A 22,997-nucleotide genomic window follows, 5' to 3' on the forward strand; every position below is an offset into this window, starting at 1 on the left:
TCCCTATCCTTTAAACACTTCTTCATAATCTGACACAATCTTTTCCCATGTGAAAGCCGAGATAATTCTTTGGCTTGACTTGAAATCCAAGTCAGCTATCACTACCTGATCAAATCCCTCTACTTCCTCAATGACGCGTGCCAACTCATCTTTTTTCCAATAAATGGCCCCGTCTTCACCAACCTCACGGTTAAAACCAACATCTAGCAACAAATTTAGTTTTGTGGATGCTAAAGCTTCCAGTAGAGAAGGGTTGGTTCCTCCAACCTCATGCCCATGGAAATAGGCAAAGGCATTTTCACGGATGTACTTGAGCAACTCTTGGTCATAGACAGTACCGACAAATTTGACCCTAGGATCTTTGTCAAAACCAGTATCCCGTAACAACTGGTCGTAAAATTTATTCTGCTCCACATTTGTGATGAGAACAAAGTCCTTTTTGGACTTGGACTTGATAAATTCACGAATCATGGCTTCGTAGTTATTTTCAGGAACAAATCGTCCCACTACTAGATAATAGCCATTTTCGCTAACTTCTTTTTCCTTATACCAATCTCGAACTTTGGCATCTTCTGCTTTCAGGATTGAAGGAGCTGTATCTGTCCCATAGGCAATATAGGTGGTCTTTGGTTGGTACTGCTTATAATCCTCTTGGATATATTGTTCGATATTTTTACTGTCACAGACCAGTAAATCTGCATGTTTGACCATGTGCTTCTCTGAAAATTTCCAGTACTTACGAACTGGCAGGCTCCACTTTGCTCGTAGCCATTCATGACCATCAGGATTCACCAGCAAAGAGCCACCAATCGCACGAATTTTTTTCTTAAGTCCAGAAATAAAAGGACCGATGCGACAAGCTAGAATGTAAAAAATGGGAGCCTCGTCCTTGTTCTCCTTAGCCAATTCAATAGCCTTGTTGACCGCTGCAATATCGTAAGCGATGGCGCGGGCCGGTCCGATATTGGGTACGTCGATGTTGAAACAAATGGCTCCATTGTGCTCAAACTGATCTTCCGTGATACCAGACTTGGCTGAATTTTCACGCATACAAGCAACATAGTATTGTATGTTGCTGTCTTTTTGATATTCGGTTAATTTTTCAACAAAGGTTTCAAATCCTCCGTACTTAGCAGGAATCCCCTTTGAACCAATAATATAAACTGACTGTTTCATTTCTCTCCTAACAGGACTGAAGGGCAGAAATTACTTCGCCCCATCTCTCATAAATACAACTTTAACGGTCTTTAACAATATTTCAATATCTTTCCAAATAGTCCAATCATCAATATAGGCCACATCTAACTTGACAACTTCATCGAAATCCTTGATCTCGCTTCGTCCACTGACTTGCCACAAACCTGTTATCCCAGGTTTAAAACTCAATCGACGTTTTTGCTCAGGTGTATATTTTTCATACTCATCCACTGTTGGGGGACGGGTTCCGACCAGACTCATATCTCCCATTAAAACATTCCAAAACTGCGGTAACTCATCTAGGCTGGTCTTACGAATAAAGCGACCAATTGGAGTGATACGAGGATCATCATCGACCTTAAACATGCCCCCCTGCATAGTATTTTGCGCCAAAAGTTCTTGTTTCCGCTGCTCAGCATTCACGCACATAGATCTAAATTTATAGAAAGTGAAATGTCGACCATTTTTTCCAATACGCGTTTGAGAAAAAATCGCTGGCCCACCATCTTGTCGAATCATCGGAACCAAAACAATGCTCACCAAACCACAAATAATCAATCCGACAATCGAACCGACAATATCAATGAAACGTTTGGCAATGACATGACTGGTCTTATAAAATTTTGTAGAAAACGTGATAACATTCAGCCCTGCCATCCCACGAATCTTTTTATCACTACCTAGATAGTTATTAAAAGCATTCAGATTAACTGTAACATCAATTCCCAATGTCTCAAAAAGTGAGATAAACTCCCCGATGTCGTACTCTTCACTTGGTAGATTGATAAAGACCTCATCGACAACTTCATGAGTAGCAAAGTCTAAGATATTCTCAGCAGGTACAACGGTTAAGGTTTGATGCCGAAAATCAGGCTGGTCTAAAACACTGACCGCCACCAAATTCCAAAAAATTTCTCCCGACTCTATCAGCCTATCGATGACTTTTTCAACCCTAGAGGTCGCTGTTATCAAGAATATCTTCTTACTCCCCTTGAGATTTGGAAAGATGCTTTTTCTATAGCGTTTAATGCATAGATTCAACAAATACAACAGAATAGAGTGTATAGTCAAAAAATAAATCATTCCTCGTCTAGAGATACTAAAACGATCTTCTAAGAAAAAATTCGAAATACTGATAGCTAAAGCAAAGAACACGATATACTTTGTCGTGTTGATAAACTCTGCTAAATAACCCCTTTTAAAAAAATCATGCCCATAATCACTGATATAAAAAATAAAAAAATGAAGAATGAACAAGATAATAACAGAAGTATTTACAATCTCTGTTTCCTTAACAAAACTAAGTAAATAAGCTAATAAAATGACAAGAAAACTCTGGATTGTCGCCAAAGTAATCTTCAATCCCTTTTCTTCCATAATATCTTCCCTAAACTATTTATTATTTTTTGCCATAATTCCCATAGTTTCCATATGCTCCATAGGAACCATATTTTTCAACTGAAGTATTGAGTTTATTAAGCACAATTCCTAAGAATGGTTTGCCTGTTTGTTCGAGTTGTTCTTTAGCTTTTTGGACATCACGACGATTTGTTTCACCAGCAGCAGTTACTAAAACAGAAGCGTCACACTTCTGCGTGATAATCGCTGCATCGATAACAACTCCAATCGGAGCAGTATCTACGACAATGTAGTCAAAGTACTTGCGTAAGGTGTCAATCATGGTCGCAAAATTTTCACTTTGTAGCAAAGCTGTAGGGTTTGGGGATACAGAACCCGCTTGAATGACAAACAAATTTTCAACATTGGTTTCACATAAACCTTGTGATAGGTCTGTTGTGCCTGACAAGAACTCTGTTAGGCCTGTAATCTTTTCCCGTGATTTAAAGACACCTGACATGACTGAATTACGAATATCGGCATCGATTAACAGCGTCTTATAGCCCGCACGCGCGAAAGCCCAAGCAATATTTGTAGAAGTAGTTGACTTCCCTTCACCCGGTTTCACAGACGTGATCGAAATAACTTTCAAATTATTCCCACTCAACTGTATATTGGTACGAAGCGCATTATAATATTCTTCAGCTTTTCTTGCCAAATCTAATTTTTTTTGTACAATCTCTAATGTTGGCATCTCTCTCTCCTATTTCAATTTATCCAAATTTGGAACTACTCCCAATAGCGCAATTTGCATCACATCTTCGATATCTTCTGGACGTTTCACTCGTGTATCTAAGAGCTCAACTAGGAGAACCGTAACAACCATTACAACTGCGCCAGCAAGAAATCCAACCATGGTATTGCGACGGATATTTGGAGACGATGGGGATGTTGCAGGACGAGCTTCTTCAAGCGTTGTCACATCTGAAACTCGCGTGACGCTGATGATCTTTTGAGCCGCAACCTCTCTCAAAGAGTTGGCGATACGGCTAGCTTCCTCAGGTGCACGGTCTGTAACAGAAATCGATACAATACGCGTATCCACTGGAACTGTTACTTTGATTTTACTAGCTAGACCTTTTGGAGGGAGTTCTAGTTTCAAATCAGTCGCAACCTTCTCTAAAACGTCTTGCGAGAGAATGATTTCGCGATAGTCTTTTACCAAGTAAGATCCTGCTTGCAAATCTTGGTTAGTCAAGCCAGGCTTATCTCCCTGATTACGATTGACCACATAAATTCTGGTCGTACTCGTAAACTCCGGCTTCACAATAAAACTACTGTAGGCAAATGCTACTATCCCTGTCACGAATGCTACCAAAGCAATTAACAATTTTCGTTTCCAAAGGATTTTAAGTAAGTGAAATACATCGATTTCCATCATATTTTGTTCTTTCATTTTTTCTCCTAAATCAATTGATCCATTATTATTTTTCGGGGATTATCCTTAAAAAGTTCCTTAGCCTTATCTTCACTGTATTTTTTGGCAATGATATCATAGGCTTCCTCCATATGAGGAGGTCTGTGATCCAAGTTGTGCATATCACTTGCGATCACGTGAACCAGATCTCGTTCCAAGAAATACTGAGCTCTCTTTTTCATGAATTTATAAGTTTCTCCGAAGAGTTTAGGTTTCAAGACATGAGAACTATTGACTTGAGTATAACATCCCATATCAATCAGCTCTCGCACGCGCTGCTCATTGTTTTCTAAAGCATCGTAACGTTCAATGTGGGCAATGATGGGTGTAATGCCTAACATTAGAATATTACTCAGCCCCTTATGCATATCCCGATAGGGTGTATTCATACTAAACTCAATCAAAGCATAGCGACTATCGTTGAGGGTCGGGATTAATTTCTTTTCTAACTTCTCAACAACATCTGGCGTATAGTAGATTTCTGCCCCATAGGCAATGATTAAGTTATCCGCAACTTCCTTAGCCATTTCTCGCACCTTTAGAAAGTTAGTCGCGATTTTTTCTTCAGGAGTTTCGAACATCCCTTTTCGTCTATGCGAAGTTGAAACGATTGTCCTCACTCCTTGACTGTAGGCCTCTCTAAGAAGTTTTTTACTGTCCTCTATTGACTTTGGACCATCATCCACATCAAAAACGATGTGCGAATGAATATCGATCATGCTACTTGCCCTCCATCACATCATTGATAGCAGCTTTCGCAGCGGCCAAGCTACTTTCATCAATTTCCATCATGTAGAGGTTACTATCTGGCATAGCGTATGAAGGAAGATCCGTGCGTCCAGTTCCTTTCAAGTCTTGAGAGTTGACTTTGTAGTTCCCACCACTCTCCAATTGAGTATTAACCAGATCCATCATGGTTTCCAAAGGCATATTGGTCTGAAGAGAATCTTGTAATCCTTGAATAATATTGTCATAGTTCTTCAAAGCTTCAGTTGATGTTAATTTCTGAATCACAGCTACAATAACCTTTTGTTGGTTTCGACCACGGTCACGATCTCCATCTGCTAGAGAGTAGCGCTCACGGACAAAACCAAGAGCCTGCTCAGAGTCTAGATGGACATTCCCAACAGGAAAATGGTACTTGCCATGCAAAGAAGTGAAATCCTGATCATTATAGACATCAACACCACCTAGAAGGTCAATCAATTTCAAGAAAGAAGTGAAGTTCAAGCGAACATAGTAATTGATATCAACCCCGTATAGGTTTTCCAAGGTATGAATCGACGAGTCCACTCCATAAATCCCAGCGTGGGTCAATTTATCCTTTTGATTATTTCCCCCATCCGCAATCGGAACATAAGAATCTCGAGGCGTTGTAGTCAGAAGGATTTTCTTGGTATCTCGATTCACAGTCATTAGAATATTCACATCAGAACGCGATACTGAACTAATCGGACCATAGGTATCAATACCGCTCACATAAATATTGAAAGCTTTATTCTTCGATACCTTTGGTGCCGCAACATCCTTAGTTAATTGTTTTGTATAGATTTTTTTGATTTTTGAAGCATAATCTGGATACTCTGCTTCAATGATATTTTCAAAGACACTATTTAAGACAATTGCTTTCGTTTCGCCAGAAAGCAGACTCTTATAAGCTGCTAGATAAGAAGTACTCTGTTCAACTATCAAGTCTTTACTCTGTGTCGTCTTAATATCCGCCACCAACTTTTGGATATTATCATTATCTGTTTCAGTCGGACCTTTTACACTCTCTAACTGAGTCACATTATTGATTTCACTATCTTTCAAAACGACCACACTCATCGAATACTCTGAGTAGTTTGAAGTCGCATTGATATGATTGGTAAAACCGACAAACTGTTGCAAAGCATAGAGAGAAACGGAGCTAACTACGATGGCAAGCGTCAAAAAGAAGACCGTAAACTTCTCAGCTTTTTTATAAACAATCAGCAGTAGTCCTACTAAAGCAGCTAATAAAACGAGAACTGCAGAAATAATATTCAGGTATCTAAAGGCTAAAATGTTGTGTCTAAAAATCAAGAACAGCAAAAAACTACCCAACAGTAGATAAATGGTTAATAAGACTATGTTAACATTTCGTTTCATGTTGCCAGAACGAGCTCTCTTTGAACGTCTACTCATGATAATCCCCTATACACGTTAATAGTTATAAATATTATATCACAATCATGATGGAAATTCCATCCATCCTTGCTATTTTCAGCGTTTTCATTCGCTTTTGTTCTCTTAAGTTGCTCTGAAATATAAGCAAAGTTCCGAATGCCATTCTGCACAAAAAGACAAGGCGCTCAGGGGCAACCTTGTCTGTAATCTTATTTTACGTGGTTTTCAAACTCTTTTTGGCTCTTTTCGATGGCTTTTTTACTTTCTTCTTCCCACTTAGCCTTGGCTTCATCAAATTGTTTCTTGGTAACAGGGTCTTTTTGTAATCTCATGTACTTATAATTATTTCCGTCACCCTTGATTCCCACTAGGGAGTAGGCACGTGTAAACGGAGTTACTTTGGTTACAGAGGCTGTACCACCATTTGACATAGCAGACATAACTAGAGAATTGTCAATCATCCAAGCTTGAGCTTCAGCGTATTTTTCATAACGCTTAGCGACATCTTTATTCTCAGCATCTGCTTCTTTTAGAAGTTTCGTATAGATATCGAGCCCCAAACTCTTAATGAGCTCTTGGTCTTCCTTGGCATCAAGACCAAAAATCTTGAGATAGAAGCCAGTTTCAGCATTGAAGGGATCTAGATAAGTTGATGGATCCTGGTAATCACCAACCCAACCATCAAAGTTTAGGTCGTAGTCACGAGCTGCTGGATTTGGTGCTAGGAAGGCAACATTTCCAAAGTCATCTGTAGAAAGCTGTTGAACATCAATGACGATATTGTCAGAACCTAGTACTGTTTCAAGGGTTTGTTTAACCGAGTTCATACCAGAAACCGCATTTTTATTCGTCTGATCAATAGGGACATCCAAATGGATTGGGAAAGTCACGCCTTGGGCTTCCAATTCCTTTTTAGCTTCCGCAAATTTTGCTTGGGCTTTTTCCTTGTTGAAGTAAGCATCTTGAGCGTCTGCCAAATTGATACCTGACCACTCAGTTCCGTAGTTCACAAGCTTAGAAGCTGTTACTTCTCCAAAGGTCTTATCTCCCACCTGAACAAATGTTGGGGGAACTAGAGTATTACGAAGGGTTTTGCTCGCTGCTTCTTCACCGTTAGATTGAGCAGAGTAGGCTGTTCGATCAATTCCAAAGTTGATAGCCTGACGGAAATTTTTATTTAAGATAGCTGTTTGAGCTGATTTCTTTTGTTCGTCCGTTGTTTTAGCGGTATGATTATAGATTTTGCGGTTGACGTTAAAGTTAAAGTACCAAGATGTCTTGTCTTGTAAGCTATAGACGATATTGTCTTGGTATTTTTCTTTTGTCTTAGCATAATTCGAACTATTTGGATAGACTCCTGCAATCGAGTAAGCACCACTTTCAAAGTTTCGAATGGTCATCTCCTGATCTGACCCATCAAAGTAGGCTAACTTAACTTTTTCAATGGTTACTTTATCATGGTCAAAATAGTGTGGATTCTTCACATATTCGATCGAAGATTTTGATGTGAAATCTTTTAACAGATATGGACCGTTATAAAGGATGCTGTCTGGTGTCAAGGTACCAAAGTCTTTATCTTTTGATTTCAAAAACTCTTCGTTGACTGGGAAAAGAATACTATTGGTTGTCTTAGAGTTCCAATAAGGTTCTGGTCGTGTCAAAGTGTACTCAACCGTATAGTCATCCAAGGCTTTGACACCAACAGTTGAAAAGTCATTGGTCACACCCGTCACATAGTCATTCAATCCCTTGATTGAATTTTGAATCAGATCCATGGCTTGCCCCTTGTTGTCCGCAGCATATTTGATCCCAGTGACAAAATCCTGAGCTTTGACTGAAGCATATTCCTCACCATCAGCTGTATACCACTTGGCATCTTTTCTAAGCTTGTAGGTATAGGTCAAACCATCTGCTGAAACTGACCAATCCTCTGCAAGAGCAGGCACGAGGTTCCCGTAGCTGTCATTTTCTAGCAAACCATCTACAAGATTGGTAATAACGGCAGTGTTATCTGCATAATAATCTAGGAGATAGTTAAAAGTTGTTGGATTCGCACTAAATGTTGATGAATAAGTGCTAGTATCTGTATTGGACTGTCCACATGCAGAGAGCAAAATCCCTGTCGCTAAGACAAGACCTGTCCCAATCAGTCTTTTTTTCATTTTGATCATCATTCACTCCTTTATGTCACTTTTTATAACATAACCATATTTTATCAAATTTATTCAAAAATGTAAAGTTACTACTTTTATGACAACTGGTGTCTCAAAACAAAAAAAGGAAGCACAGTTTCCTGCAACTTCCTTTTCTATTTATAGATTACTTGACGTGTTTTTCAAGTTCTTTTTGGTATTTGGCATTTGTCTCGATTTTTTCTTGTTGCCATTTCTTGAAGGCTTCTTCGTATTCTTTTGCAGTCACAACATCATTTTGCAACTCCAAACCTTTGAACACAAATGGGTCGCCCTTGATTCCGACTTGAGAGTATGCTTTTGTGAATGGTACAGTACGGCTAACAGTTGGAGAACCACCTGAAGAAGCAACTGGGATTAAGAGCGAGCTGTCTGACACCCAAGCTTGAGCTTTAGCGTATTTTTCATAACGCTTATTAAGGTCGCTAGTTTCAGCTGCAGCATCATCCAAAAGTTTCTTGTATTCGTCCAGTCCAACTTGAGCCATCACTTCTGGATCTTTTCCGCGAGTGATTCCCAAGTGTTTAAGGGCCGATCCCTTCTTGGCATCAAGGATGTTGAGGTAGGTAGCTGGGTCTTGATAGTCTGGTCCCCAACCAGTTCCGTTCAAGTCATAGTCTTTTTGAGATGGCACCTTGGCTTGAGACGTAATGCTAATTTTTTCATTATCTGTCATTTGAAGGACATCGACAATGATATTTTCAGTGCCAAGCGATGATTCGATTGACTGCTTGAGTGAGTTGGTTTGTTGAACTGCGATTACATCTGTTTGTTCAACCGGGATATCCAAATGGATTGGGAAGGTAACTCCCTTGCCCTGCAATTCTTCCTTGGCTTTAGCAAAGGCAGCCTTAGCTTTTTCAGGACTGTAAATCGTATCCTTTCCATCTGTAAGGGCTACATCTTTCCACTGGTCTCCATATGAAACAAGCTCTGCCTGCGCCAACTCTCCAAAGGTTTTTTCACCAACTTGAACGTAGTCATGTGGCACTAGGCTGTTACGGATAATCTTGTTCGCACCTTCTTCACCATTCAACTGAGCAGTATAAGAATGACGGTCAAGGGCAAAGTTCAGCGCCTGACGGAAGTTCTTGTTGAGAAGAGCTTCTTTCGTTGATGTTTTTTGAGCTTCGTCTGTTTTGGCTGTCTTATTGTAAGATTGGCGGTTTACATTAACAGTGAGGTAGTAGCTAGTCGCTTCTTGTGGACTGTAAACAATCTTATCACCGTACTCTTGTTTAGTTGACTCAAAGTTTGAGCTTGTTGGGAAGAGACGGGCTGTTGTATAAGCTCCTTGTGTAAAGCTACGAATCAAAGATTCTTGGTCTGATCCATCGTAGAAAGTTAGTTTAATATTGTCAATCTTGACATTGTCCTTATCCCAGTAGTTTGGATTCTTTTCATATTCAATGAGTGATTTTGAAGTCAATGATTTCAAGAAATAAGGACCATTATATAGGATACCTGAAGGGGTTGGTGCACCGTAGTCGCTCCCTTTAGAATTCAAAAATTCTTCATTAACTGGAAGCATGGTTGCAGTTGTGACCTTAGAGTTCCAGAAACTTTCTGGTTTGTTGAGCGTGTATTCTACCGTGTAATCATCAACAGCCTTAACTCCTACGGTAGAGAAATCATTGCTCTCACCACTAACATACTCTGCCAAACCTTTGATAGAATCCTGAATCAAAGAAAGACCATCTGATTTTCCGTCAGCAGCATGTTTAAGCCCAGTAACAAAGTCTTTGGCCTTAACTTCAGCGTATTCTTCTCCATCAGAAGTATACCATTTTACACCCTTACGAAGTTTGTAGGTGTAAGTCAAACCATCCTTTGAAACAGACCAGTCTTCTGCAAGTGATGGAATTAAGTTCCCATACTTATCATTTTCCAAAAGACCATCAACAACGTTTGCTATAACGTCAGAGGTTGAGCTCTTGCTCGTCACACTATAGTCCAAAGAAGATGGATCCATAGCGTAGACATAAGAGAATGTCTTGGGAGCATCCGCTTTCTTTTCACTTTGCCCACAAGCAGTTAACAGTAGGGCTGCACTCAAAACAGCACCTGCTCCTAAGAGCCACTTTTTCGATTTCATAAGTAATCTCCTTAAAGATAGTGTTTTCACCATTATACCCTATTTTTTCATAAAAGCAAGAACTTTCGCCAGATTTTTTAGAAAATTCTAACAAATATTTTTTAAAGGGTTTTCTACATATTTTTCAACAAAAGAACCCCAAGCATCAAAGGCTTGAGGTTCACTTATTTTAATCCGTTAGTTTCACACAGAAAGCATCCCATGGAGCCAAGGTTTGTTTTTCAACTGCTTCTTTAGCAGTAGTGTTTTCAATCAAGATTGACTTAACTCTTCCTTCTACTGAAAAGTTTTGTTTTTCATTGGACAAGTTAGCCACAACTAGGAAGCGACGGTCACCGTCCTTACGAATATAGGCAAAGACCTTATCAGCCGTATCGAGTAATTCAAAATCAGCTCGAATCAACCAGTTGTTCTCCTTACGAATTTGAACGAGTTTTTGATAAGTATAGAAGATCGAATCTGGGTTTGCTAGTGCTTCTTGAACGTTGATTTCTTGATAGTTTGGATTAACTGCCAACCAAGGTTGACCTGTTGAGAAGCCAGCATTTTTGCTTTCATCCCATTGCATCGGGGTACGGGCATTATCACGTCCGATGACACGGACACTATCCATGATTTCTTCCATCGGAACGCCTTTTTCAAGAGCCTCACGCGCATAGTTGAGGGATTCAATATCTTCTACTTGATCCAGTGTTTCAAACGGATAATTGGTCATCCCAATCTCCTCACCTTGGTAGATATAAGGTGTCCCTCTCATGAGATGAAGCAAGATTGCAAAGGCTTTGGCAGATTTTTCACGGTATTCTTGGTCATTTCCCCAGATAGAGACGATGCGAGGGAGGTCATGATTATTCCAGAAAAGGGAATTCCAGCCGTCCTCAACTCCTAATTCTGTCTGCCATTTGTTGAAAATTTCTTTTAACTTCCCTACATTTAACTCTTTTTGGTAGTGCCACTTAGGTTGCCCTTCCTGATACTGAAGACAGATGTGTTCAAACTGGAAGACCATAGACAATTCTTGCCCCTTTGGATCCGAGTAGAGTTTAGCAATCTCTGGCGTTGCCCCCCATGTTTCCCCTACTGTCAAGAGATTCTTATCTCCAAAAGTCGCCTGATTCATTTCCTTGAGATAGGGATGGAGCATGGGACCGTTATTAACTACTTTCTCATCAGGAATTTTCCCAATCATGTCAATAACATCCATACGAAAACCGCCAATGCCCTTATCAATCCAGAAGTTCATCATCTCATAAATTTTCTGGCGCAGTTTTTCATTCTCCCAGTTGAGATCCGGCTGTTTCTTGCTGAAAAAGTGAAGATAGTATTGACCCGACTTTTCATCGTATTCCCAAGCAGATCCACTAAAGATAGACTCCAAATCATTGGGCTTATCTCGCCAGATATAGTAGTCTCGCTCAGGGCTATCAGGATTTTCACAGGCCTCGACAAACCAAGCATGCTCATCCGAGGTATGATTGACCACCAAGTCCATGATGATACGAATATCACGTTTCTTAGCTTCTGCGATGAGTTGGTCCATGTCCTCCATGGTTCCGAAAATAGCAGCAATCGCTTGATAATCAGCAATATCATAGCCATTATCATCCATCGGACTGTCATAAACAGGAGAAAGCCAAATCGCTGTAATCCCTAACTTAGCTAGATAGTCTAATTTACTGGTAATTCCTGGCAAATCACCAATGCCATCTCCGTTGCTGTCCATAAAACTCTTGGGATAGACTTGATAGACTACGGCATTGTGCCACCATTTTTCTTGCATCTTCTTACCTCATTATTTTAATAATCTATAATCTATGATAGCGCTTTTTTAAACTTAGTGCAAGCGTTTGCCTAATCTTTTTGATTTCTTTTTTGACTCCGTAGTTTCCTATCTTCCAATTTTTTATTATAATAGAGGTCAGAGGTAAAAAAATGAAAAAACAAGCTTTTAGTTCTGAACAATATTTGAATCTACAGCGCGACCACATTTTGGAGCGCATTAACCAATTTGACGGCAAGCTCTACTTGGAGTTTGGTGGCAAAATGTTGGAAGATTTCCACGCTGCTCGTGTCCTTCCTGGTTATGAGCCTGACAATAAAATCAAGCTCTTGCAAGAATTGAAAGAGCAAGTTGAGGTTGTGATCGCCATTAACGCAAGCAACATCGAACATTCCAAAGCACGTGGCGACCTAGGCATTTCTTATGACCAAGAAGTTCTTCGTTTGATTGACAAATTCAATGAGCTGGGAATTTTTGTTGGCTCAGTTGTCATCACACAGTACGCTGGACAACCTGCTGCAGATGCCTTCCGCAACCAGTTAGATAAAAACGGGATTGATTCCTATCTTCATTATCCAATCAAAGGATACCCGACGGATATGGATCACATTATTTCTCCCGAAGGCATGGGGAAAAACGACTACATCAAAACCAGTCGCAACTTGATCGTCGTAACAGCTCCTGGACCTGGTTCTGGAAAATTGGCCACTTGTATGTCCAATATGTACAACGACCAACTTAATGGCATCAAGTCTGGTTACGCTAAGTTTGAAACCTTCCCAGTTTGGAATCTTCCCCTTCATCATCCGGTCAACTTGGCCTACGAGGCTGCAACCGCAGACCTTGATGATGTCAACATGATTGACCCCTTCCATCTTCAAACTTACGGAGAAACTACTGTCAATTACAACCGTGATATCGAAATCTTCCCAGTGCTAAAACGTATGTTGGAACGCATTCTCGGTGAATCTCCATACGCTTCACCAACAGACATGGGTGTCAACATGGTTGGCTTCGCTATTACTGATAATGAATCTGCTATCGAAGCTTCAAAACAAGAAATCATCCGTCGCTACTATCAGACTGTACTTGATTTTAAAGCTGAAAAAGTCGGAGAAACTGCTGTCAAGAAAATTGAACTGCTCATGAACGACCTCGGTATCACTCCTGCAGACCGTAAGGTTGCTGTTGCTGCACGCCAAAAAGCAGAAGAAACTGGTGGTCCTGCCCTAGCCCTTGAATTGCCAAGCGGGGAAGTCGTGACTGGTAAAAACTCTGAACTCTTTGGTCCTACAGCTGCCGCCTTAATCAATGCCATCAAAAAATCAGCTGATATCGCTAAGGAAGTGAAACTAATCGAGCCTGAAGTCGTCAAGCCAATTCAAGGTCTTAAAATCGATCATCTAGGTAGCCGCAATCCTCGCCTCCACTCAAATGAAATTTTGATTGCGCTAGCCATCACAGCTATGGAAAATCCAGATGCTGCGCGTGCCATGGAAGAACTTGGCAATCTCAAAGGAAGCGAAGCCCACTCAACCATCATCTTGACCGATGAAGACAAGAATGTCCTTCGCAAGCTAGGCATCAACGTAACCTTTGACCCATACTACCAATACGATCGCCTGTATCGTAAGTAAATAAACAAGGCTGGACAAAAACTCAATTTGAGAGAAAAATCCAGTAAATCTTTACATAATAAAAAAATCAAACGTATAATATCAAGCCTTTTGGACACTTGGTATTATGCGTTTTTATAATCTTCCATCCTCATTTATTTTAATGAAATTGTCAACTCGACAGAGGCTCCTCCTTGATCTGGATTGAGCAGGGTCAGACGGCCACCATGCAAGAGAGCTACCTGCTTAGAAAAGGCTAAGCCGATACCATGATGGGGATTAGCTGAATTGCGGCTTTGGTCACTCTGGTAAAAGAGCTGTTCCGCTCCCAGCAGCATCTCCTCTGAAAATGCTGGACCGTTGTTCCAGATAGCAAAAACCAACTGATCCTGCTGCACTGATACCATCAGCTTCACTTCCTTTTGATTCTGGTCTGCATGTTCAAGCGCATTCAGTAAAATATTGAGCAAAGCTCGCTTGAGATAGTCCAAATGAATTGACAAAATCAGACTAAGCTCACAATCTTCTTGGAGGTAGAAACGATGGCTTTCCTGTTTGCTGAACAGTGCCCAATCATCCTGTAGATAAGCCAAAAAGTCCCCTAAGGAAAGCTGAATGAACTGATTAGAATCAATCTGAAAAGTCTTAGCGTAATCAATCAAAGAGCCACAATACTCTTCCATCTTGTGACTAGCCTGCAAAATCTCAGCAGCATAGTCTGCCTGTGGCTGGCCCAACTGCGCCAATTCCAAGAGCTCAGCGTTCCCTTTAATCACAGTTAGGGGCGTCTTCAAATCGTGCGATGTCGCTGACAGCTGTAAAATCAACTCCTGATTATGCTGCTGCTCTCTTTCTAGAAGACGAGCATTTTCTTGGTGGCTGCTCCGTAAATCGCTATAGACTTCTAGCATTTCCTCAATCCGAAAAAGCTGACTTTGATTTTCTTCTAAAAGCTTCTCGCTCTTTAGCATTTTTATTTCCCTGTCGATTTTTCGGAGCAATTTCAAAATATGATAAAAAGTAATCAGCAGCAAGCTCCCTGCCCAGAAGAACAAGGTGAAAAGAACGTAATCACTTCCTTGCGTAAATTCATAGCCTATAAGCACAAAAATCAAAACATGGAAAAAGACGATTTTTAAACTGGTTGTCCAAACTAGGCTTTTGAAATTTCGGGTTCTAATTGCCATCTATAGCCTACTCCTCTCACTGTTGCGATTGCTTGCAGCCCTTCTTGTTTGCATTTTTGGCGAATCTGATATACGTATTCTGAGATGGAGCGAAGCTGTGTTTCTGAGCTTTCTGGGTAAAGCAAGGTATGCAGGCGTTCAGCTGAAAAGGTCTGCTTGGGATTGCTAGCTAGTAAATGCAGCAACTTAAACTCTCGCTCTGAAAATTTCAAGACTTTACCAAAATAGGCAACTTCATAGCGCTCTGGATAAAATTGACAAGAAGCAATTTCAGAATATCGCTCCTCCCGTCTTTCCTCCCGCCGAAGATGAGCTCTGACACGCGCCAGCAATTCTTTGGTCCCAAAAGGCTTGACAATATAGTCATCTGCTCCGCGAAAGAGCCCTTCCACCTTGTCCGCCTCTAACTCCTTAGCTGTCAGAAAGATAATTGGACACGAAAGATGAGGACGAATGTAGGAACACAGCTCAAAACCATTAGCAGGCTCCATCATCACATCTAGCAAAATCAAGTCATATCCGACAAAATGCGTCAGCTCTAGCTCTTCTATTCGATCAAGCGTCGTCACATCATAAGCATCAAGGTCTAGGACGTTTTTCACCAGCTTCAAAATGCTTCGGTCATCATCAACCACCAAAATACGATACTGTCTCATGAATTCCATTATAGCATACCTCTAGCGAACATCTCGTTTCAAGGTCAAGAATATAGCAGAGCTCCAAACCAAAGCTAGCCAGAACAGCTGTATTACCAGCCCTGATAGATCTATTGAATGCTGAAGTCCTTCATACTCAAAAAGATTTAGCGTAGCCAGATCGGGTAGGTATTTTGCTTCCTTGATGAACGTTGCCAATAAACGGCTGAGACCAATCAAGAGAGGAAAGAGCACTGACACCGGCACAACCCAAGATTGAAAGACCAAAGCGAGGCCGGCAGTTAAAAAAGCCAGAAAAAGATTGCTGAGAAGACCAAAAGAGCTGTAATAAAGGAATTTCCCCAGTAAGGACCAGCTAAAGTCTAGGTCAAAACGAGCCAGCATAACAAGGAAACAGCTGCCTATCATGACACTGTAGAGAGCCAAGAGCAGCAAGGACAGAAAAAGGAATTTCCCAGCCAACCAAGCCTTTCTATTTGATACGGCTAGAAAATTCGTTCGCATCCCAGACTTGACAAACTCCTGGGCAAAATAGAGCGAAGTAAAGATGACGATGACAGGCTGCGCCAGATAGAGGGCGTGCAAAGCCTCACTCAGAGCCTTCGTCTGGCCAACTACTGTCTGACTATAGTCAAGATTCATCAGAAAAAAAGGAACGACTGCCAGAGCCACCAAGGTGGCACCAAGAGCGAGATAGTAAGAACGGAACTTAATCCATTCACTTCTAAGCAGAGCTTTGATCATCAGTAGCGCCCTCCTAAATCCGTCTTCAAAAAGCGCAGAGAGGTCATGCCGCCGATGACTAGCAACCATGCACCAAGTATCAACAGTCCTTGTGAGGGATTGTTGGCATATTGGGAAGTCGGCGTTGCGGCAAACAACTCTCCTGCTGGCTGGGGCAGATAAGCTCCCCAACTCGTGTGAGCTGCCAGGTAGTTTCCCAGATTATAGATTTGGGGTACGAGAAAAAGCAGAGGTACTAGCATGGTCCGAGCCAATAAACCTAACAAAAATGAAAGGATTCCTAATAAGGTCAGAGATAAGGTTTTCCACAAAATCAGACTCCAAGCTGCCTGATTGAGCAGAATCGGATCAAGTCCTTCCTTTCCTAAAGCGAGATGCATGACCATATAACTAAAGTAGATTGATAAAAAGCTAGTAGCAAGAGAAAAGCAAGTAAAGGTCATGAGTTTCCCCACAAGCAACTTCAGGCGGTTATTACAGGTCAAGAGACTGGTTCTCAAGCTATGAGACTGAAATTCCATAGCTCCCAAAATTCCAGCTAAAATGACCAAAACCATGACCGCCATAGAAGCCCCGTTGAGACCTAGATATTCCAGCGGATCAATGGCGTTTATCAGATTAGGAACCGTCTCAGGCGTAGCATCCAAGCCGATAGACAGATACTGTCGGCCCTCCAACCAGGATACGACAGGCACCAATAGCAGCACGAAGGCCACACTCACTTTGAAAGCCTTGGTTGAGCAGATTTTCAACCATTCTGAATGCAATAAAGACATCGTTTCTTTCATCTTAAACCTCCTCTGTCAAATCAAAGAAGAGATCTTCTAGACTGTCTGAATCTTGCAGCACCTCTTCCAATCGTCCTTGCTCAATAATTCGCCCATGATGAATCAAGACCACATCATCTGTCACCATTTGCACCTCTGACAGGATGTGGGAGGATAGAAGTACCGTTTTCCCTAAATCAGCCTGCTGACGGATGAACTTTCTAAACCACTTAATCCCACTTGGATCCAGTCCATTGGTCGGTTCATCTAATATAAGAAACTGAGGATCACCCAGCAAAGCTGCTGCTAAACCCAACCGCTGACCTTCCCCCAGAGACAGGCTTGACAAGAGGTCCTTCCTCTTATGAGCGATTCCAGTCATCTCTAAAACTTCATCAATCCGAGACTTGGGAATAGCATTACTCGCTGCAATAATCCTCAAGTGGTCATAAACCTTTCGATTTGGCAAACCGCCAATGCCGTCAAAGGCTGCACCTACCGTTCTGAGCGGATAAGTCATTGACTGATAAGTTCGCCCATCAAAAGTCGCAGTTCCTTCTGTCGCCCGATCTAACCCCAAGAGAATCCTCAAGGTCGAACTTTTCCCTGCACCATTTGGACCCAGAAAGGCTGTAATCCGACCGCTTCTAGCTGTAAAAGAAATATCTTCTAAAATCTGCTTGCTGCCATGTTTTTTGCAGACTCCTTCTATTTTCACTGTATGTTCCATACTGAACTCCTTTATCTTTATTTTCTACAGTATATCCAATCTAGTTCAGAATTAGTTCAGAAATCAAGCAAAAATTCTAAAAGTTGACTCCACCTTTCAAAAGTCGCTCTAGCTTCATTAGAAAGAACTCAGTTTTTCTTTATAATTCTGCGAGTTTTGTATGGAGACTTTATTATCATTCTAGTACCAAAAAGTCATTTATCAAACTCCATCAACAGCACCCTTTATGTTATAATGAAAGAAGAAAACTGAAAGGATTTACCATGTCAAAAGAAGTTATTGTCGAAAGTTTTGAACTAGACCACACCATTGTTAAAGCACCATATGTTCGCTTGATTGGGGAAGAAACAGGGCCAAAGGGAGATGTCATCTCCAACTTTGATATTCGCTTGGTGCAACCAAATGAAGACTCTATCCCTACCGCTGGCCTTCACACCATTGAGCACCTCTTGGCCAAACTCATCCGTACCCGTATTGACGGCATGATTGACTGTTCGCCGTTTGGCTGCCGTACAGGCTTCCACATGATTATGTGGGGACGCCATACCAGTGCTGAAATTGCAGCCGTTATCAAGGACTCACTCAAGGAAATTGCTGAGACCACTACTTGGGAAGATGTTCCTGGAACAACCATCGAATCTTGCGGAAACTACAAGGACCACAGCCTCTTTTCTGCTAAAGAATGGGCGAAACTCATCCTGGAACAAGGTATTTCAGATGATGCCTTTGAACGCCATGTCATCTAAACACAAAAGAACCAGTTACAATAACTGGTTCTTTTTTATTCTCAAAATCTCGAGTTAGGCTTTTTCTCGAATGATTAAGACGCCATCTTCCATATCTGCTTCCAAATGTTTAGCATCTAGATGATCCAAGTGGAAGTCCGTCACCTTGTCACGGATTTGTTGTTCAACCACGCGACGGAGAGGACGAACACCCATGACTTCATCATAACCTTCTTCTGTGATAAAGTCCTTAGCTGCTTGGCTGACTTCTAAATCAATGTCTTTCTTAGCCAAGGTTTGGTTGACTTCAGCCAACATCAAGTCCACAATCTTAGAAAGGTCTTCCTTAGTCAAGTGTGAGAACTCGATAACAGCGTTAAAGCGGTTGAGGAATTCTGGACGAAAGAATGGTTTCAAACGGTCCATCAATTCTGGTTTGTCCGCATCTTCTGTCAAGTTGGCTTCATAGCCAAATCCAGCATTTGATGTCGCGATAATGACAGTGTTCTTAAAGTTCACGGTATTTCCTTGACCATCAGTCAAACGACCATCATCCAATACTTGGAGGAGAAGGGTGATTACTTGAGGATCAGCCTTTTCGATTTCGTCCAAGAGAATGATAGAGTAAGGATTGCGACGAACACGTTCTGTCAAGGTATTGCTATTGTCATCATACCCCACATAACCGGCTGTTGTACCGATTAACTTAGATACAGCTGTGCGGTCACTGTATTCAGACATATCCAAACGAATGATCGCATCCTTAGTTCCAAACATATCCAGTGCCAATTGCTTAGCGAGCTCGGTCTTACCAACCCCAGTTGGACCTACAAAGAGGAAGCTACCGATTGGACGATTGCCTTCATCAAAACCAGCACGGTTACGACGGATAGCACGAGCCACTGCTTCTACTGCCTTATCTTGACCAATAACCTTGTGTTCCAAACGATGAGCCATATCCTTGAGACGCTCGATGTCTGACGCTCCCATTTGTGATACTGGAATACCTGTCATTCGTTCCACAGATTCAGCCACATCGTTGACAGTGGCAGTCACTTTCATATCTTCTGTGTGGTTTTCGACTTTTTTCTCCAATTCTGCAATGCGAGTTTTGGCATTGAGAGCTGCTTCGAAGTCTTCTGCTTCAACTGCTTTTTCTTGCTTGTCTTTTTCTGCCTCAATTTCACGTTCAACAGCATGAACATCTGTTACCGGATGTTGAGCTGCCAAGTGAGCCGCCGTTACATCGACAAGGTCAATAGCCTTATCAGGCAAGCTACGTTGAGGAATATATTGGATTGAATAATCCACTGCTGCTTTCAAGACTTCATCTGGCAAGATAACATTGTGGTGTTGTTGATAGAGGTCACGAATTCCTTGAAGGATTTTGAAAGTATCTTCAGCTGAAGGAGCATTGACCTTGACTTCGTTGAAACGACGAGCAAGAGCTGCATTCTTCAAGATAGTGTTACGGTATTCATCCTGAGTTGTTGCACCAATAACAGTCAATTCACCACGGGAGAGAGCTGGTTTGAGAATATCTGCAAGCCCCTTAGAGCCACTATCACCACCAGTGCTACCAGCACCAAGAATTTGGTGAATTTCATCAAAGAAGAGGATAATATTTCCTGCTTCTTTTACTTCGTTGACTAGATTTTGAACGTTTTCTTCAAAGCTACCACGGTATTGAGTACCAGCCTCGAGACCTGAGATATCAATAGAAATAATTTCCTTGTTCTTGATGGCAGCTGGAACATCTCCATTCACAATAGCTTGTGCTAGACCTTCGACAACTGCAGTCTTACCAACACCTGCATCTCCGACCAGAACAGGATTGTTTTTGGTACGACGTGAGAGGATTTCAGATGTTTCTTGAATTTCCTTGTTTCGTCCGATTACAGGATCCAGCTTGCCCTCACGAGCTTCCGCTGTCAAGTTGCGACCTAGTTTAGCAAGGACACCGTCTTGTTTCATACCTGAAGCCTGTTGTTGCATTTGTCCATCAACTTCTGCATTTCCTGGCAATTGACCAGTTGCACGATAGTGAGCAAATTCCTCAGGTGTCACTTCACGTCCATTAATCAAGTAGCGACGATTTTCAGAACTATATCCTCGCATACCTCCCATCAATTGGTTAAATAAATCATCCATGTTGTTAAAGTTATTAAAGTTGTTGTTCATATTCTTTACCTCGTTTATTCTTAATTATATGCGATCTCTGATGTTGACTATCTTTGACCTTTGTTTTAAAAATTTTAGACTAGCTAACTCGCTACCCTACGAATAATTTCTGGTTTTTCTTTTTTAAATAAGCCTTTTATCATCTTCTTTTCAAAATCTGTTAGATTTAACATAGGCCTCACCCCTTTCTAGGGTATCTATCATACATTTTCAATAAATAGAATCATTGAAAATGAAGTTTTCTAAGGAATTCATTTTCCTTATGTTCCTACTATATCACATTGGTCAGTAAAAGTCAATAGTTTTTTGACCAAATTTGACTATTTTTTAAAAAAATTTTTTGAAGTACAAAAAAGCCCCTAGAAAACGAATTTTCTAGAGACTTTCTCTATCAAGTTTAAGAGAGAAGAAATATTCTCACTTACCAAGTTTCATGTTTCTTCTACAAAAGCTTAAGCTTTGCGTTTTACGAAGAATACCAATCCACTCAATGCCAAGACTACAAATCCAAGCGCAGAAAGGATAGAGGTTGCTTCCCCTGTGTTTGGAAGTTCAGCTTTACCTTTAGTCTCAGTAGCTGGAGGTGCTGGTTTTGGATCCTCTTTTTGTCCTGGATCAGTTGGTTCTGTTCCTGGAGTTGGATTTGTTCCTGGATTATTTGGCGTTGGATCTGGTGTTGGTGCTGGATCTGGCGTTGTTCCTGGATTATTTGGAGCTGGATTTGGATTTGGTTCTGGTATTGGTGTTGGAACAGTGTATTTATTTGTAAATACAACTTCTTTACCATCGGTATACGAAACCTTTGCAGTCAAGAGACCTTGATCATCCGCAACTACAGTGACTGTTACGGTATGCTCAGTCTTATCGTATTCAATACCCTCTTCAGTACCAACTTTTTCAACCAAGGTATAAGTATGAGTACCTGCTTCTTCGAATGAACGAACAAAGGCTACTTTACCTTCGACAGTATTCTTAGCTGTAGCTACAACTGCGCCTTTCTCTTTCAATTCGAAAGTATAAGCGTCAGCCGCAAGTTCTTTACCTTCAAGTTTCTTAGTTGCTTCAATCGTAGCTTCTACCGCTGGTGCTTTGAAGCTATTCTTGAAGACATTACCTGCTGGATATTCAACAGTTGCCTTCAAGGCATTTGTTGCTGCATCTTTGGTTACTGTTACCTTTGCAGTCTTTTCTGTATCGTAAGTAATACCAGTTGCTCCAGCATTCACTTCTTTTACAGTATAAGTATACTCACCTTCTGCATCATAGTTGATTGCATTAAATGTTACTTTTCCACCTTGGTTTGTTTTTGTATCAATTTTTTGTCCATCTTTGTACAATTCAAATTGGAACTCACCATCAACCAAAGTACGACCAGTCAATTCTTTCGTAAACTCAAGTGTTGCTGATGTAGCTGTTGGAGCTGGTGCTGTATAAATATTTGTGAAGACCCGTTCTGTATCCGCATCTTCTACAGTCGAAACCAATTGGCCTTTACCATCATCCGCAACAGTGACGAACACTTCATACGCAGTTTGATCATAAGTGATTGTTTTATCGTCACCAGCTTTTTCAGTAATAGTGTAAGCGTAATCGCCTGCTGCTGAGAAAGTGACGTTGAAGGCAACTTCTCCTGAGGCAGTATTCTTAGCCGTAGCTACAAGGTCTGAACCTTCTTTCAGTTCGAAAGTATAAGCATCAGCTTCAAGCGCTTTTCCTTTCAAGACTTTCTTAGCTTTGATTGTAGCCTGCGCAGGTTCCGCTTTATAGTCATTAACGAAAACTGGTGTTTCACTTGTAACTGTCGCGACAAGTTGACCTGAGCCATTATCTTTCACTTCTACAGTTACTGGATGTTCTGTTTTATCATAAGTTACACCAAGTTTATTGCCAACCTTTTCTGTAATAGTATAGTTATATACTCCTGCTGTTGAATAGCTAATTTCAGAAAAACGAATCAATCCGCCAGCAACATTCTTTGCTGTCGCAACAACCTTGTTACCCTCTTTCAGTTCAAACTCAAACTCATCTATCTCTAGCTCTTTACCATTCAAAACTTTTTTAGCTTCAATAGCAATTTTTGCTGGAGTTGCTTTATAGGTGTTGGTGAAGGTTGGGTTGTTACCTGTAACAGTTGCAACAAGTTGACCTTGGCCGTTATCTGTAA

18 protein-coding genes are annotated in these 22,997 nt (G+C 41.1%); 2 read left to right on the forward strand and 16 right to left on the reverse strand.

Annotation, left to right across the window (positions count from 1 at the left end):
- Positions 1–3 precede the first annotated feature (3 nt).
- The 9 genes from cps2T to M1G01_RS05770 all read right to left on the reverse strand — a co-directional run bounded on the left by cps2T (position 4) and on the right by M1G01_RS05770 (position 12,227).
- Positions 4–1,176, reverse strand: coding sequence for a beta 1-4 rhamnosyltransferase Cps2T (cps2T, locus tag M1G01_RS05730; RefSeq protein ID WP_247931375.1), 1,173 nt, complete (start codon positions 1,174–1,176; stop codon positions 4–6).
- A 30-nt stretch (positions 1,177–1,206) separates the two neighbouring features.
- On the reverse strand, positions 1,207–2,574 hold the full coding sequence (locus M1G01_RS05735; protein WP_247931376.1) for a sugar transferase: 1,368 nt from the start codon (positions 2,572–2,574) through the stop codon (positions 1,207–1,209).
- Between the two features lie 22 nt (positions 2,575–2,596).
- Positions 2,597–3,289, reverse strand: coding sequence for a tyrosine-protein kinase (locus M1G01_RS05740; protein ID WP_001142580.1), 693 nt, complete (start codon positions 3,287–3,289; stop codon positions 2,597–2,599).
- A 9-nt stretch (positions 3,290–3,298) separates the two neighbouring features.
- A complete protein-coding gene (gene cpsC, locus M1G01_RS05745; RefSeq protein WP_000664126.1) occupies positions 3,299–3,991 on the reverse strand; it encodes a capsular polysaccharide biosynthesis protein CpsC in 693 nt (230 codons plus the stop codon).
- 8 nt (positions 3,992–3,999) lie between these two features.
- Positions 4,000–4,731, reverse strand: a complete 732-nt coding sequence (cps4B, locus tag M1G01_RS05750) for a capsular polysaccharide biosynthesis protein Cps4B (RefSeq protein WP_247931377.1) — start codon at positions 4,729–4,731, stop codon at positions 4,000–4,002.
- Position 4,732: 1 nt separating this feature from the next.
- Positions 4,733–6,178: an LCP family glycopolymer transferase CpsA gene (gene cpsA, locus M1G01_RS05755; protein WP_247931378.1), complete on the reverse strand. Its 1,446-nt coding sequence runs from the start codon at positions 6,176–6,178 to the stop codon at positions 4,733–4,735.
- A 191-nt stretch (positions 6,179–6,369) separates the two neighbouring features.
- A complete protein-coding gene (locus M1G01_RS05760) occupies positions 6,370–8,331 on the reverse strand; it encodes a peptide ABC transporter substrate-binding protein (RefSeq protein ID WP_247931379.1) in 1,962 nt (653 codons plus the stop codon).
- A gap of 148 nt (positions 8,332–8,479) precedes the next feature.
- Positions 8,480–10,447 carry a peptide ABC transporter substrate-binding protein gene (locus M1G01_RS05765; RefSeq protein ID WP_247931380.1) on the reverse strand — a complete coding sequence of 656 codons (1,968 nt, stop codon included), beginning with the start codon at positions 10,445–10,447 and terminating at the stop codon, positions 8,480–8,482.
- A 169-nt stretch (positions 10,448–10,616) separates the two neighbouring features.
- Positions 10,617–12,227 (reverse strand): glycoside hydrolase family 13 protein, encoded by a 1,611-nt coding sequence (locus tag M1G01_RS05770; RefSeq protein WP_247931381.1) that lies wholly within the window; start codon positions 12,225–12,227, stop codon positions 10,617–10,619.
- 152 nt (positions 12,228–12,379) lie between these two features.
- Between M1G01_RS05770 and M1G01_RS05775 the strand changes: the two genes are divergently transcribed.
- A complete protein-coding gene (locus M1G01_RS05775; protein ID WP_247931382.1) occupies positions 12,380–13,864 on the forward strand; it encodes a DUF1846 domain-containing protein in 1,485 nt (494 codons plus the stop codon).
- A gap of 134 nt (positions 13,865–13,998) precedes the next feature.
- On the opposite strand, the gene M1G01_RS05780 is transcribed toward M1G01_RS05775, so the two are convergent.
- From M1G01_RS05780 to M1G01_RS05800, 5 genes are read right to left on the reverse strand one after another with little or no spacing between them, the layout of a single operon-like run.
- Positions 13,999–15,030: a sensor histidine kinase gene (locus M1G01_RS05780; protein WP_247931383.1), complete on the reverse strand. Its 1,032-nt coding sequence runs from the start codon at positions 15,028–15,030 to the stop codon at positions 13,999–14,001.
- Complete coding sequence (locus M1G01_RS05785; protein ID WP_247931384.1) at positions 14,997–15,695, reverse strand: response regulator transcription factor; 699 nt, start codon at positions 15,693–15,695, stop codon at positions 14,997–14,999. Before M1G01_RS05785 ends, M1G01_RS05780 begins: the two co-directional genes overlap by 34 nt.
- A gap of 12 nt (positions 15,696–15,707) precedes the next feature.
- Complete coding sequence (locus M1G01_RS05790; protein ID WP_247931385.1) at positions 15,708–16,430, reverse strand: lantibiotic ABC transporter permease; 723 nt, start codon at positions 16,428–16,430, stop codon at positions 15,708–15,710.
- Complete coding sequence (locus M1G01_RS05795) at positions 16,430–17,218, reverse strand: lantibiotic ABC transporter permease (protein WP_247931386.1); 789 nt, start codon at positions 17,216–17,218, stop codon at positions 16,430–16,432. Before M1G01_RS05795 ends, M1G01_RS05790 begins: the two co-directional genes overlap by 1 nt.
- Before the next feature lies 1 nt (position 17,219).
- Positions 17,220–17,927: an ABC transporter ATP-binding protein gene (locus tag M1G01_RS05800; protein ID WP_247931387.1), complete on the reverse strand. Its 708-nt coding sequence runs from the start codon at positions 17,925–17,927 to the stop codon at positions 17,220–17,222.
- Positions 17,928–18,190: 263 nt separating this feature from the next.
- On the opposite strand from M1G01_RS05800, the gene M1G01_RS05805 reads away from it, so the two are divergent.
- Complete coding sequence (locus tag M1G01_RS05805) at positions 18,191–18,673, forward strand: S-ribosylhomocysteine lyase (RefSeq protein WP_000032557.1); 483 nt, start codon at positions 18,191–18,193, stop codon at positions 18,671–18,673.
- 54 nt (positions 18,674–18,727) lie between these two features.
- Here M1G01_RS05805 and M1G01_RS05810 read toward each other — a convergent pair whose 3' ends face one another.
- Both M1G01_RS05810 and M1G01_RS05815 read right to left on the reverse strand, forming a co-directional pair.
- Positions 18,728–20,833, reverse strand: a complete 2,106-nt coding sequence (locus M1G01_RS05810) for an ATP-dependent Clp protease ATP-binding subunit (protein ID WP_247931388.1) — start codon at positions 20,831–20,833, stop codon at positions 18,728–18,730.
- A 452-nt stretch (positions 20,834–21,285) separates the two neighbouring features.
- Positions 21,286–22,997, reverse strand: a 1,712-nt coding sequence (locus M1G01_RS05815) for a Spy0128 family protein (RefSeq protein WP_247931389.1), incomplete at its 5' end; no start/stop codon positions are given.

It is taken from the genome of Streptococcus oralis (assembly GCF_023110055.1).
In the GTDB taxonomy this organism is placed as follows: Bacteria; Bacillota; Bacilli; order Lactobacillales; family Streptococcaceae; genus Streptococcus; species Streptococcus oralis_BY.

Coding starts and splice junctions, on each gene's coding strand:
- M1G01_RS05800 (WP_247931387.1), bottom strand. CDS start 17,927: ATGGAACATACAGTGAAAATAGAAGGAGTCTGCAAAAAACATGGCAGC.
- M1G01_RS05770 (WP_247931381.1), bottom strand. CDS start 12,227: ATGCAAGAAAAATGGTGGCACAATGCCGTAGTCTATCAAGTCTATCCC.
- cps2T (WP_247931375.1), bottom strand. CDS start 1,176: ATGAAACAGTCAGTTTATATTATTGGTTCAAAGGGGATTCCTGCTAAG.
- M1G01_RS05765 (WP_247931380.1), bottom strand. CDS start 10,447: ATGAAATCGAAAAAGTGGCTCTTAGGAGCAGGTGCTGTTTTGAGTGCA.
- M1G01_RS05740 (WP_001142580.1), bottom strand. CDS start 3,289: ATGCCAACATTAGAGATTGTACAAAAAAAATTAGATTTGGCAAGAAAA.
- cpsA (WP_247931378.1), bottom strand. CDS start 6,178: ATGAGTAGACGTTCAAAGAGAGCTCGTTCTGGCAACATGAAACGAAAT.
- M1G01_RS05785 (WP_247931384.1), bottom strand. CDS start 15,695: ATGGAATTCATGAGACAGTATCGTATTTTGGTGGTTGATGATGACCGA.
- M1G01_RS05810 (WP_247931388.1), bottom strand. CDS start 20,833: ATGAACAACAACTTTAATAACTTTAACAACATGGATGATTTATTTAAC.
- cps4B (WP_247931377.1), bottom strand. CDS start 4,731: ATGATCGATATTCATTCGCACATCGTTTTTGATGTGGATGATGGTCCA.
- cpsC (WP_000664126.1), bottom strand. CDS start 3,991: ATGAAAGAACAAAATATGATGGAAATCGATGTATTTCACTTACTTAAA.
- M1G01_RS05780 (WP_247931383.1), bottom strand. CDS start 15,030: ATGGCAATTAGAACCCGAAATTTCAAAAGCCTAGTTTGGACAACCAGT.
- M1G01_RS05790 (WP_247931385.1), bottom strand. CDS start 16,430: ATGATCAAAGCTCTGCTTAGAAGTGAATGGATTAAGTTCCGTTCTTAC.
- M1G01_RS05735 (WP_247931376.1), bottom strand. CDS start 2,574: ATGGAAGAAAAGGGATTGAAGATTACTTTGGCGACAATCCAGAGTTTT.
- M1G01_RS05795 (WP_247931386.1), bottom strand. CDS start 17,218: ATGAAAGAAACGATGTCTTTATTGCATTCAGAATGGTTGAAAATCTGC.
- M1G01_RS05775 (WP_247931382.1), top strand. CDS start 12,380: ATGAAAAAACAAGCTTTTAGTTCTGAACAATATTTGAATCTACAGCGC.
- M1G01_RS05760 (WP_247931379.1), bottom strand. CDS start 8,331: ATGATCAAAATGAAAAAAAGACTGATTGGGACAGGTCTTGTCTTAGCG.
- M1G01_RS05805 (WP_000032557.1), top strand. CDS start 18,191: ATGTCAAAAGAAGTTATTGTCGAAAGTTTTGAACTAGACCACACCATT.